Annotated in this window: 6 protein-coding genes and 2 pseudogenes; all 8 read left to right on the top strand. The window is 65.6% G+C overall.

Translation table 11 applies throughout. From position 1 onward, the window contains the following. The 8 genes and pseudogenes from dnaA to murA all read left to right on the top strand — a co-directional run bounded on the left by dnaA (nucleotide 1) and on the right by murA (nucleotide 12,106). Nucleotides 1-1,413 (top strand): chromosomal replication initiator protein DnaA, encoded by a 1,413-nt coding sequence (gene dnaA, locus BcanWU425_RS00005; protein ID WP_026233035.1) that lies wholly within the window; start codon nucleotides 1-3, stop codon nucleotides 1,411-1,413. A gap of 380 nt (nucleotides 1,414-1,793) precedes the next feature. Continuing rightward, entirely contained in the window at nucleotides 1,794-2,912 is a 1,119-nt protein-coding gene (dnaN, locus tag BcanWU425_RS00010; protein ID WP_007598262.1) for a DNA polymerase III subunit beta, read from the top strand. 210 nt (nucleotides 2,913-3,122) lie between these two features. Further along, nucleotides 3,123-3,487 (top strand): annotated as a pseudogene (locus BcanWU425_RS00015) (endonuclease domain-containing protein). An 89-nt stretch (nucleotides 3,488-3,576) separates the two neighbouring features. Further along, nucleotides 3,577-4,713: a DNA replication/repair protein RecF gene (recF, locus tag BcanWU425_RS00020; protein WP_018455838.1), complete on the top strand. Its 1,137-nt coding sequence runs from the start codon at nucleotides 3,577-3,579 to the stop codon at nucleotides 4,711-4,713. 120 nt (nucleotides 4,714-4,833) lie between these two features. Further along, entirely contained in the window at nucleotides 4,834-5,577 is a 744-nt protein-coding gene (locus BcanWU425_RS00025) for a hypothetical protein (protein ID WP_204513064.1), read from the top strand. 124 nt (nucleotides 5,578-5,701) lie between these two features. Then, nucleotides 5,702-7,870 (top strand): annotated as a pseudogene (locus tag BcanWU425_RS00030) (hypothetical protein). 279 nt (nucleotides 7,871-8,149) lie between these two features. Next, on the top strand, nucleotides 8,150-10,585 hold the full coding sequence (gyrB, locus tag BcanWU425_RS00035; protein ID WP_018455834.1) for a DNA topoisomerase (ATP-hydrolyzing) subunit B: 2,436 nt from the start codon (nucleotides 8,150-8,152) through the stop codon (nucleotides 10,583-10,585). 225 nt (nucleotides 10,586-10,810) lie between these two features. Continuing rightward, a complete protein-coding gene (gene murA / locus BcanWU425_RS00040) occupies nucleotides 10,811-12,106 on the top strand; it encodes a UDP-N-acetylglucosamine 1-carboxyvinyltransferase (protein WP_018455833.1) in 1,296 nt (431 codons plus the stop codon). The last annotated feature ends 220 nt before the right edge of the window (nucleotides 12,107-12,326 follow it).

Raw genomic sequence — 12,326 nt, forward strand, 5'->3', positions numbered from 1 at the left:
ATGACAACCCCGGAACAGGATCGCTGGTCACGCGTGAAGAGTCGGCTGCGCTCGAACGTAGGCGAGGACGTCTATACGAGCTGGTTCGCGCGCATGGATCTGGAAGGCGTCCAGGACGAGAGCGTGCGTCTGTCGGTGCCAACCCGCTTCCTGAAGAGCTGGATCCAGGCCCATTATGCCGAGCGCGTGCTGTCGTGCTGGCAGGCCGAGATGCCGGAAGTGCATCGCATCGATCTCACCGTGCGCTCGGCCGTGCGCCCCGTGGTGCAGCAGAAGGAAGCGCCCGCGCCGGTCGAAACGCGCCGCTCGCCTGCGCCGGAGCTGCGCTCGACCGCGACCGCGCCGGTCTCGGCCAATCATGATGCACTCGGCGGCTCGCCGCTCGATCCGCGCCTGACGTTTGCGAGCTTCGTCGTCGGCCGCTCCAACACGCTGGCGCATGCGGCTGCCCGTCAGGTCGCCGAGGGTCGTCGCGGCGATCCCGTCATGTTCAATCCGCTCTACATCCATGCGGGCGTCGGCCTCGGCAAGACGCATCTCTTGCAGGCGGTGACCTGGGCCGGCAATTCCGGCAACGAGCGCAAGGTGCTTTATCTCACCGCCGAGAAATTCATGTACGGCTTCGTCGCCGCGCTGAAGACGCAGACGGCGCTCGCCTTCAAGGAAGCGTTGCGCGGCATCGACGTGCTCGTGATCGACGATCTCCAGTTCCTGCAGGGCAAGTCGACCCAGGCCGAGTTCTGCCACACGCTGAACGCGCTGATCGATGCCGGCCGCCAGGTCGTGATCGCGGCCGACCGTCCGCCGTCCGACCTCGAAAGCCTCGACGACCGCGTGCGCTCGCGGCTGGCCGGCGGCCTCGTGGTCGAGATGGCCTCGCTCGGCGAGGAGCTGCGGCACGGTATTCTCAAGTCGCGCGTCGCAGCCGCCCGCGCCCATCATGCGACCTTCGAGGTGCCGGAGGAGGTGCTGACCTATCTGGCCCGCGCCATCACCCATAACGGCCGGGATCTCGAAGGCGCGATCAACCGCCTGCTCGCGCATTCGAAGCTCAACAATCGGCCGGTGACGCTGGAGATGGCGGAGCACGAGGTGCGCGACCTGATCCGGCCGCAGGAACCGAAGCGGATCAAGATCGAGGACATCCAGCGCGTGGTGGCACGGCAGTATAATGTCAGCCGCTCCGATCTCCTGTCCTCGCGCCGGACCGCCAACGTGGTCCGTCCGCGCCAGGTGGCGATGTATCTCGCCAAGACGCTGACCTTGCGATCGCTCCCCGAGATCGGCCGCCGCTTCGGTGGGCGCGACCACACCACGGTGCTGCACGCCGTGCGCAAGATCGAGGCCCTGGTTTCCAAGGACACGGCGCTGTCGGACGAGGTCGAATCGCTCAAGCGCCAGCTTCAGGAATAAACGCCTATTTGCTTCTGCGCGGGTGCGACCACATCCAAGCTGCATCGGAGGTCGTCATGCCCGGGCCTGTCCCGGGCATCCACGTTCTTAGGACCGCGAACCCAGACGTGGATGGCCGGGACAAGCCCGGCCGTGACGGGCGCAGAGACGTCCCTGGCCGGCGAGGCGTTCAGCGCGTTGCGGAAACATAGGTAAATCGTGGGGAACTGCCCGCAATCCCTTGAATCCGGGGGCCATCCGCGCCACCTTGCGCGACCCTGACGGCTTTGGTCATATCGGCTGGATGATCCGGCTTTCCGGGGTCTTCGGTGCCGTGGCGCGCGTCCCGCCGCCCGGCTTTTCCAGATTTGTGTTTCCTTGGGGATCGGGCGAGTAGTGCAATGAAGGTTACGGTCGAACGCGCGCAACTCCTGAAGTCGCTGGGCCACGTCCACCGCGTGGTCGAACGCCGCAACACGATTCCGATCCTCGGCAACGTGCTTGTTAGGGCCGAAAACGCGAAATTGTCGCTGAAGGCGACCGACCTCGACCTCGAGGTCACGGAAACGCTCGCGGCGGAAACCGCGACCGCGGGCTCGACCACCGTGCCGGCGCACATGTTCTACGACATCGTGCGCAAGCTGCCGGATGGTTCGCAGATCGTGCTCGAAGCCGACGGCGACCGCGCCGTGCTGGCGATCCGTGCCGGGCGCTCCCGCTTCACGCTGCAGACCCTGCCGGAAAACGATTTCCCGGATCTCGCCGCCGGCGACATGTCGCATTCGTTCAGCCTCGCCGCCAAGGACGTCAAGCGGCTGATCGATCGCACCCAGTTCGCGATCTCCACGGAGGAGACCCGCTATTATCTCAACGGCATCTACCTGCATGCCGCGGGCTCCGCCAAAGCCGCCACCCTGCGCGGCGTCGCCACCGACGGCCACCGCCTCGCCCAGCTCGACCTGGTGCAGCCCAAGGGTGCCGAGGGCATGCCCGGCGTGATCGTGCCGCGCAAGACGGTCGGCGAGGTGCAGCGCCTGATCGAGGACAACGAGGCCGAGGTCACGATCGAGCTGTCGCAGGCCAAGATCCGCTTCACCATCGGCAATGTGGTGCTGACCTCGAAGCTGATCGACGGCACCTTCCCCGATTACGGCCGCGTGATCCCGCAGGGCAACGACAAGGAGCTCGTCGTCGACAAGAAGGATTTCGAGAACGCGGTCGACCGCGTCTCGACGATTTCCAGCGAGCGCGGGCGAGCCGTGAAACTCTCGCTGTCGCCGGGCAAGCTGGTGCTGTCGGTGACCAATCCGGATTCCGGCAGCGCGACCGAAGAGCTCGAAGTCGAATACGCCTCCGACGCCCTCGATATCGGCTTCAACTCCCGCTATCTGCTCGACATCGCCGCCCAGATCGAAGGCGACGTCGCAACGCTCCGGCTCGCCGACCCGGGCTCACCGACTCTGGTGCAAGACCGCGACGACAAGAGCGCGCTCTACGTGCTGATGCCGATGCGGGTGTGAGGGACGTGGTCCTCCTCTCGCGACACCTTTTATGCAGAGACAACCCCTCACCCGGCCTCGCTGCGCGAAGCCCCCCTCTCCCACAAGGGGAGAGGGGGAAGCTACAGCTTCGCCTGCCGAAACAAGCGCAATGCACGTTGCTGCGCCCTCTCCCCTTGTGGGAGAGGGCATCTCCACGGGCGGATACATACTCAGTCGGGTGAGGGGTTCGTGCCGCAGGAACCATCCCATCGGCCAGTCTCCAAACGTCTTCGCCAATTCGCGAAGAATATGCGGCACGAACCGGCGGATGCGGAAGCGGCAATGTGGCGCCTGCTCAGGCACCGGCAACTCTCCGCTTTCAAGTTTCGCCGGCAGGTCCCGTTCAACACCTACATTCTCGACTTCGTCTGCTTTGAGAAGCGCCTGGTGATCGAGATCGACGGCGGTCAGCACGGAGAATCACGACGCGATGCAGCGCGTGACGCAGCTCTCTCGCCGAAGGCTTTGTCATCGCGCGCTACTGGAACAACGACGTGCTCCAGCGACCCACTTCTGTATTGGAGGACATCCTTGCAAAGCTCGCCGAGCGGTAAGATACCCCTCACCCGTCGCCTCACCTTGTGAGGCGCCACCCTCTCCCACAAGGGGAGAGGGGAAGAATCGCGGCCACGACAAAGATCTGATGACCCCCTCCCGCATTCATCGCCTGACGCTGACGCATTTTCGTAATTACCGGGCGGCGGGGCTCGAGACGGCGGCCGACATGGTGGTCCTGGTCGGGCCGAACGGAGCGGGCAAGACCAATTGCATCGAGGCGATCTCGTTCCTGTCGCCGGGACGCGGCCTGCGGCGTGCGACGCTGGACGACGTCGCCGACAATCAGGGCGACGGCTCCTGGGCGGTGTCGGCACAGGTCGAGGGCGCGCTGGGCCTTGCCACGCTCGGCACCGGCATCGATCCGCCGTGCGCAGATAGCCCGGTCAGCCGGCGCTGCCGCATCGACCGCGAACCGGTCAATTCGGCGGCGGCGTTCGGCGACCACATCCGCATGGTATGGCTGACGCCGGCGATGGACGGGCTGTTCATGGGAGCGGCGTCCGAGCGGCGGCGCTTCTTCGACCGCCTGGTGCTCGCCATCGACAGCGACCATTCCAGCCGCATCTCCGCGCTCGAACGTTCGCTGCGTTCGCGCAACCGACTGCTCGAGACGCGCAATTACGACGACCATTGGTGTGACGCGATCGAGCGTGAGACCGCGGAGCTTGCGGTCGCGGTCGCCGCAACCCGCGGCCAGACCGCGGCGCGTCTGACCGGCATGCTGAACGCTCGCGCGCAGGCCTCCGCCTTCCCTTCGGCGCAGATCGCGCTCGACGGCTGGATGGAGAACGCGCTGCTGACGGAGACCGCGACGTCGGTCGAGGACCGCTACCGCCAGATCCTGCGCGACAACCGTCCGCGTGACGCCATCGCCGGCCGTACCACGGATGGTCCGCATCTCACCGATCTGCAGGTGATCTACGCGCCGAAAAGCATGCCGGCGCGCGATGCCTCGACCGGCGAGCAGAAGGCGTTGCTGATCGGGCTGGTGCTGGCGCATGCGAGCCTGGTCGCCGAGATGACCGGCATCGTGCCGCTGCTGCTACTCGACGAGGTCGTCGCGCATCTGGATCCCGGCAGGCGCGCGGCGCTGTTCGACGAGCTGCGCAAGCTCGGCGCGCAGGTGTGGTTGACCGGCGCAGACCCTGCCGCCTTCGCCGAGATCGGCGCCGGGGGCGAGATCTTTGACGTCGAAAGCGGACAGGTATCGGCCCGGCGCTAGTCGCCGCCGTTGAACCGGCCCCATTTCTGCCGCGACTAGTTGCCGGAGGCCGCGCCGACGGCGCCGCAGCCGTTTTGCAATCGCGCAATGACATGCCGCGCGAGACCCCTGGAGAGTGAGATGCGGACGGCAAGGTCCGGGGCGCAAGCTCCGGCACGATGGCGGGCGTTTGCGTGCGGCCTCGTCCTGCTCGCGATCTGCATGCTCGCTGCAAGGGCCGGCGCCGGGATGCCGCATCTCGCGGCGCTGTTTTCCGCCGATCTCACGCCGGATCCCGATGCCAGGCTGCTCGCACCGACCCGCTACAGCTTTCGAGGAATCCACACCACCCTGATGCGGGGCGTCGAAGCGCCGCTTCGGGTCAAGCTCGAGGCCACCGTGCCCGCCGAACTCGGCGACGTCCTAGCCTTCTACCGCAGGGAGCTCGGAAAGCTCGGCTGGCAGGAGCAGCACGATGGCGCCGTCGTCTCCGCCGATCACGTCCAGCTCGCGTTCGCATCTCCGCTCGGTCCGGCGATGCTGGAGCTCGGCCGCAAGGGCAGCAGCACCTTGGTTCATCTCGTGCAGAAGAACTCGGATACTGCAACCCGGGCGAACGTCATGCCCGAGCCGGGCCAGGCGAAGCTGGTGTTCAGCAACATCGGCGAGACGGAAGCCGTGCTCGGGATCAACGCGCACATCATCAAGCGCTCGGCCGGCGCTAACGCCGTCTCGCTGGATCTGGCGCCCGGCAGATATCCCTACGAACTGAACGTACCCGGCCGTCCGGCCCACAGCAATATCCTCACCGTCGCAGCCGGCGACGCCTGGGAGCTCACCATCGGGCGCGACGGCGAGGCATGGTCGCCGCTCCAGCTGTATTGAGCCGTCCGGATCTTTGAACCTGCCCGGTTCCTGCCGCGACTTCTCGTTTGAGACCCGCCGACGGTGTCGCAGCCGTCGCAATCGCGCGCGCCCAAGCGCCGCGCGGCATCCTGGAGACGTAACGATGGCGATGATCCCGCGCGGGATGCAAGTCCCGGCACGATGGCGGCTGCTTGCATGCGGTCTCTTCCTGATGGCGAGCTGCTCGATCGCGGCCGGCGCCGACGAGGGCATCGTCGACGTCCACGCGCTGCCCCAGCTCGAAGGTGCGGTGGAAGACATTTCGCGCCCCGATCCCTATAGCGTCGAATATCGCGTACCGATGCGGCAGGCCGTGACGCTGCCCGCGGTCCAAAAGCTCCTGCGCGACAACGGATGGGTGCCCTATGTGATGCCGCTTGAGGAGAAAAGCAGCCTGCTGAAGTTCAGGAAGGGACGACAAGGCCTTTCCGTTCATTTCACGCAGGCGCTCGGCCGGCCCGACCAGTCCGTGGTTTACTAGACCACCGACCGGATGTACGGGAACGTGCCATTTCCGGAAGGCGCAAGTGACATCGTGTTCGACGGGACCCGGCCCTATCTCGGCTGCATCGCGCCGACGCCGCTCGATGCAACGTCGGATTTCTACAGCAGCCAGATGGCTGCGATCGGCTGGCAGAAGCTCACGCCGGAAACCGCCGCACGCTGGACCACCAGCCTGAATGAAACCGTTCCCAACGGCCTGCGCGCGTTCTACGCGCATGCCGATAGCAAGGAGACCGGCTTCTATCAGCAGAAGCCCGTGATGCTGACGCTGACGCGCCGCGACGATGGCCGCACCAATGTCGATATCCGGGTCGCCCCCTTCGCGCTGCCGAGCGAGCTCAAAGCCGATAGCGATCTGGCCGGCCTGCCGCGGCCGAGCCCGACCAAGACGGCCAGGGGGCTCGGCGGCGCGAGCGACAACAAGCGCGAAATGTCGGCCGCCGCGATGGCCGAGCTGCCGGCCGTGCTCGCCTTCTATCACCGCGAGTTCGCCGCGCGCGGCTGGCAGGAGGACGGCAGCGCGCAGCTCGCACCCGGTGACGAGGTCGCGATCAAGATCTCTTCGGCGGAGGAAACCGGCGTGCTGCGGCTTGGCCGCAAATATGATTTCACCATGGTCAGCCTGACCGCGCAGGTGAAGGACTCCGCGCTTGCCGCCCGTGCCAAGGCGAAGAAAGAGGCGGACGACAAGTTCCTTGGGGATGCGTTAGGTGCGGCCAAGCAGCTCATCACCGCCGACGAAGCCAGGCGCAAGGTGCAGGCGGCCGCATTGTCCGACGCGCCGCTCAACGCGCAGGCCGACAGCAAGATTCCGGTGCCGCTGCCTGAAAACGCCGAGGGTGTGAAGTTCGAGAGCGACGAGGGCAGGCTCGAGTTCTCCTCGACCTCGAGCGTGAAGGCGCTCACTGCGTTCTATCGCGCATCGCTCAAGCCAGCGGGCTGGAAAGAGCAGCCCTCCGTCATCAATCAGCCCAACATGGCGGTGATGGAGTTCGCAAAGAGCGGCAAGTCGATCTCGATGACCGTGATGCAGATGGGACCGAAGGTGAACGTTAGCGCCAACGGCTCCGGTCTGGTCGTCGCCGCGGCGAAGCCCGTCGAGGCCAAATCGACCCAAGCCAAGGCGGTCCAGACCAAATCGAAGGAGCCGCTCACGCCCGATCCCGATTCGGCCCTGCCGGTGCCGACGCAGCACAGCTCGACCGGCATCAGCTCCACGAAATTTCCCGGCAGCGACCAGTCGTTCCGGACCGAGCTCGAAGCCAGCATCCCCGCCGAGCTTGGCGAGGTCCTCGCCTTCTATCGCGCGGAGCTGACCAATCGGGGCTGGCAAGAGAAGGCCGACGGCGCGATCGTGACGGCCGAGCGGGCGGAGCTCGCGTTCACCTCGCCGCAGGGGCCGGCCGTGCTGAAGCTTGGCCGCGCCCGAGACGAGACCACGGTCAGCCTGATGCAGCGAAATCCGCAGGCCGCGGCCAAGGCCGACATCATGCCGAAGGCCGGACAGGCCAGGCTGATGCTCGGCAATATGGGGCCGAAAGAAGCATCGCTGACGATCAACAATCAGACCGTAAAGATCGCGGCCGGCGCCGGCGGTCCGCAATCGCCGAAAGGCCCGATGCTCGATCTGCCGCCAGGCAAGTACCAGTACGCGCTGCGTCTGCCGGGACGCCCCACTCGCACCGAGATTCTCACAGTGGCCGCCGGCGATGCCTGGGGCCTCCTGGTGGGGCCAAACGGAGATGTGCTGCCGCTTCAGATGTATTGAGCTGCAAGGCCGTTCCGGGGCGTTCCAGGCGCCTCGGAACGCCCTCGTCCCCGCAAAATCCACGCCTTCCACGGCCCGAAACGGCTTCCCGAATCGCGCTTTTTCCAAGCCGCCGAATCGGGCTTCGAAGGCCTTGAAAATCGGCCAAAAAATTCTATTTAATCAAAGACTTGCCGGGGGATACTTTGCGCTAGGCGCAATCCGTCTTTCGTGGCACAAATAGCCCGCATATCAGCGCCTTTTGCGCCGCTGATTCGGGCGACATCTCGAAGGCCTCTCATGACAGAACCTGCTCGGCAGACGCCTGCCGAAAACGAACCCTCAAATCCGAGCGATTACGGGGCGGAATCGATCCGCGTGCTCAAGGGTCTCGACGCCGTCCGCAAGCGTCCCGGCATGTATATCGGCGACACCGATGACGGCTCGGGCCTGCATCACATGGTGTACGAGGTCGTGGATAACGCGATCGACGAGGCGCTCGCGGGCCACGCCACGCGCGTGGACGTGATCCTCAACGCCGACAATTCCGTCACCGTGCGCGACGACGGCCGCGGCATTCCCGTCGACATCCACAAGGGCGAAGGCATCTCGGCAGCCGAGGTCATCATGACCCAGCTCCATGCCGGCGGTAAGTTCGACCAGAATTCCTACAAGGTGTCCGGCGGTCTGCACGGCGTCGGCGTCTCTGTCGTCAACGCGCTGTCAAGCAAGCTCGGCTTGCGCATCTGGCGCGACAACAAGGAACACTACATCGAATTCGCCCATGGCGATGCGGTCGCGCCGCTCAAGGTGGTCGGCGACGCGCCTGGCAGGCGCGGCACTGAGGTGACGTTCCAGGCTTCGACGGAAACCTTCAAGAACATCGAGTATGATTTCGCCACGCTGGAGCACCGGCTGCGCGAGCTCGCCTTCCTCAATTCCGGCGTCAACATCGCCCTCTCCGACATGCGTCACGCCGTCGAGAAGCGCGAGGAGATGCACTATTCCGGCGGCGTCGAGGAATTCGTCAAATATCTCGACCGCAACAAGAAGGCGATCGTGCCGGCGCCGATCATGGTGCGCGCGGAATCCAACGGCATCGGTGTCGAGGCCGCGTTGTGGTGGAACGACAGCTACCACGAGAACGTGCTGTGCTTCACCAACAACATCCCGCAGCGCGACGGCGGTACCCATCTCGCCGGCTTCCGGGGCGCGCTGACGCGCCAGGTCAACGGCTATGCCGAGGCCAACGCGAAAAAGGAAAAGATCGCGCTCACCGGCGACGACTGCCGCGAAGGCCTCACTGCGGTGCTGTCGGTGAAGGTGCCGGACCCAAAATTTTCGTCGCAGACCAAGGACAAGCTGGTGTCCTCGGAAGTGCGTCCCGTGGTCGAGAACGTGCTCAACGAGGCGCTGCAGGCCTGGTTCGAGGAGCACCCTTCCGAAGCCAAGATGATCGTCGGCAAGGTGATCCAGGCGGCAGCTGCCCGCGAAGCGGCGCGAAAGGCGCGCGAACTGACGCGCAAGAGCCCGCTCTCGGTCTCTTCGCTGCCCGGCAAGCTCGCCGACTGCCAGGAGAAGGACCCGGCGAAATCCGAGCTCTTCATCGTCGAGGGTGACTCGGCAGGCGGCAGCGCCAAGCAGGGCCGCAACCGCGAATTCCAGGCCGTGCTGCCGCTGCGCGGCAAGATCCTCAATGTCGAACGCGTGCGTCCCGACAAGATGCTGCACAGCGAGCAGATCGGCACGCTGATCACCGCGCTCGGCACCGGCATCAGCGACGAATTCTCGATCGAGAAGCTGCGCTATCACAAGATCATCGTGATGACGGACGCCGACGTCGACGGCGCCCACATCCGCACGCTGCTGCTCACTTTCTTCTACCGGCAGATGCGCGAGATCATCGACGGCGGCTATCTCTATATCGCCCAGCCGCCGCTCTATAAGGTCAACCGCGGCAAGTCCGAGCAATATCTGAAGGACGAGCGGGCGCTGGAAGATTATCTGATCGATACCGGGCTGGACGATTGCGTCTATATTCCCGGCACCGGCGGCGATCGCACCGGCCGCGACCTGCGCTCGCTGGTCGATGACGCCCGCGCCGTCCGCGGCGTCCTGCGCAGCCTGCACACCCGCTACAATCGCAAGGTGATCGAGCAGGCCGCCATCACCGGCGTGCTCAACAAGGCGATCTACGGCGATCCGGAGAAAGCCGCCGCGGCAGCCCAATACATCGCCGCCCGCCTCGACACGCTCGCCGACGAGGTCGAGCGCGGCTGGATCGGTCAATACGTCGAAGGCCATGGTTTCCAGTTCGAGCGCACCGTGCGCGGCGTCAAGGACGTCGCCCTCATCGATGACGCGTTCCTGGGCTCGGTCGAAGCCCGCAAGCTCGACGAGTACACCGTCAAGCTCCAGGACGTTTATGCCCGCCCCGGCAAGCTGCGGCGCAAGGACACCGAGCACATGGTCTACGGCCCGGTCGATCTGTTCGAAGCCGTCACCGACGCCGGCCGCAAGGGCGTCTCGCTGCAGCGCTACAAAGGGCTGGGCGAGATGAATCCGGAGCAACTCTGGCAGACGACGCTGGACGTCAATGCGCGATCACTGCTCCAGGTGAAGGTCAAAGAGGTCGACGAGGCCGACGACATCTTCACCAAGCTGATGGGCGACGTGGTCGAGCCGCGCCGCGACTTCATCCAGGAACATTCGCTGAGCGCGACGATCGATATCTGAGATCGGATGGCTTGGACGGTCGTCATGCCCCGGACTTGTCCCGGGCATCTAGGTTCTCCGTGCATCTGGCAAAGGCGTGGATGGCCGGGACAAGCCCGGCCATGACGTAGAGACACGGCTGAACCTCCCCCGCCCTCGCGACAAGTGCAGAATTGCTCCCGCGCTCAATTCTCGGTAGTTTCCGCCTCGAAAACCCGCCCACCCAACACGACAGCGAGAGACCCCGTGGCGCCCATCCAGTACATTGTCGAGGGCGGTCACCGGCTCTCGGGCTCGATCGAGCCTTCCGGCAACAAGAATGCGGCCCTGCCGATCATCGCGGCAGCCCTGCTCACCGAGCATCCGGTGACGCTGGAGAACGTGCCGCGGATCCGCGACACCGAGACGCTGGTCGAGCTGATCCGCTCGGTCGGCGCGGCGGCGGAATGGACCGCCCGCAACACGCTTCATATTCACGCCAAGAGCATCCGCGCCGCCGATCTCGATCCTGATCTGTGCGTGCGCATCCGCGCCTCGATCCTGCTCGCCGGCCCCCTGCTCGCCCGCTGCGGCGAAGTGATGCTACCGCCGCCCGGCGGCGACGTCATCGGCCGCCGAAGGCTCGACACGCATGTGCTCGCACTCGAGCAGTTGGGAGCCAAGGTCACCGCGACCGACCGGCTCGAATTCCGCGCTTCGAAACTGACCGGCGCCGACGTGTTCCTGGACGAGCCCAGCGTGACCGCGACCGAGAACGCGCTGGTCGCAGCCGTCGCCGCCCAAGGCACCACCTATTTGCGCAACGCCGCGTCCGAGCCGCATGTGCAGGACCTCGCCAACTTCCTGGTCGCGCTCGGCGCAGGGATCGAGGGCATCGGCACCAACACCATGATCGTGCACGGTCCGGCGACGCTGGGCGGCGCGACCTACCGGATCCAGCCCGACCATATCGAGGTCGGCTCGCTGATCGGACTCGCGGCCGTGACGCGGTCGCCGCTTCGCATCGTGCGCGCGGGCGTCGAGCATCTGCGCTCGATCCGCATGGGATTCGAACGGCTCGGCATCGTCTGCCGCATCGAGGGCGACGATCTCATCGTGCCATCAAACCAGACGCTGAAGATCCAGGACGATTTTGGCGGCCACGTGCCGAAGCTGGAAGACCAGCCCTGGCCGGCCTTCCCGGCCGATCTGATGTCGATCGCGATCGTCACCGCCACGCAATGCGAGGGCGTGATCCTGATGTTCGAGAAGATGTTCGAATCGCGGATGTTCTTCGTCGACAAGCTGATCGCGATGGGCGCGCGTATCGTGCTCTGTGACCCCCATCGCGCCATCATCGCCGGCCCCAGCCGCCTGCGCGGTGCATCGATGATCTCGCCCGACATTCGCGCCGGCATGGCCATGCTGCTCGCGGCCGTCTGCGCCGAGGGCACCTCCACGATCAACAACGCCGACCAGATCGAGCGCGGCTACGAGCGCATCGACGAGCGCCTCAACGCGCTCGGCGCGAAGATCAGGCGCGTGCCTGAACGGAAGGGCTGAGGCGCTTCTTCCCTTCTCCCCTTGTGGGAGAAGGTGGCGTAGGCGGCCTTTGGCCGCCGTTTTTGAGAACGCCGAAGCTTCGCATCGGCTATAGCGCGGGATGAGGGGTTGCTTCAGCGAGTCCTGCTGCTTGAGGGCCGTACGCGGAGAGATCCCCCTCACCCGTCTCGCCGCTGCTGCGGCGAGCCACCCTCTCCCGCAAGGGGAGAGGGAGAAGACC

This window comes from Bradyrhizobium sp. WU425, from assembly GCF_021052305.1.
Lineage (GTDB): Bacteria > Pseudomonadota > Alphaproteobacteria > Rhizobiales > Xanthobacteraceae > Bradyrhizobium > Bradyrhizobium canariense_D.